Annotated in this window: 1 pseudogene; it reads right to left on the bottom strand. The window is 74.8% G+C overall.

Features of this window, described 5'->3' with window-relative positions:
- Window positions 1-634, bottom strand: a pseudogene (locus tag DD1DGNOD_RS27410) (hypothetical protein); the annotation flags it as partial.

Below are 634 nucleotides of genomic sequence, written 5' to 3'. Positions count from 1 at the left end.
CGAACCCGCGCCCCGCCGTGGCCTGCCACGACGAGTCGCGGGTCAGCGGCCCGACGATCTCGGTCCCGTCGTCCTCCGCCGCGGCGACGGCCTCCGCGGTGACGTAGCCCTCGTCCAGGTACAGCTCGCCCGGCGCCAGGTCCCGCCGGGCGAGCTCGTCGCGGATCGCGCCGAGCGCGGCGTTGTCGGTGGTCGTCGCCACGGTCGTGGAGGCCTGCACGATCAGGTGCGGGGCGCCGTCGTCGCAGGTCTCGCTCAGATGGACCTTGTAGCCGCTCCAGGTGGTGTCGCGTTTCTGGCACCAGCGGGCCTGCGGATCCCGCGGGGAGTCGACGTGCACGGCCCCCTCGGTGATCCTGCCCTCGCGCAGCCGCCACCGGCCCCGCTGGTCGCGGACGCACTGCTGCTCCCAGATCGCCCGCAGCGTTGAGATCGCCGGCAGTCCGGCCAGCCAGGCGTTCTCCTGGTCGGTGTCGACCAGCTCCAGCAGGTCGGCGCCGTCCGCGGCGGCCGTAGCGCTCGGGCCATCCGGGGCGGATCCTGGGCCGCAGCCAGCCCGGCGCGACCTCGGCGAGCTGGTCCAGCGCGGCGCGGACCGTCTCGCCCACCATTTCCAGGCGGTTGAGCGTGCGGA

The organism is Candidatus Protofrankia californiensis (assembly GCF_900634765.1).
GTDB lineage: Bacteria > Actinomycetota > Actinomycetes > Frankiales > Frankiaceae > Protofrankia > Protofrankia californiensis.
This window is presented reverse-complemented; position numbering and strand designations above follow the sequence as displayed.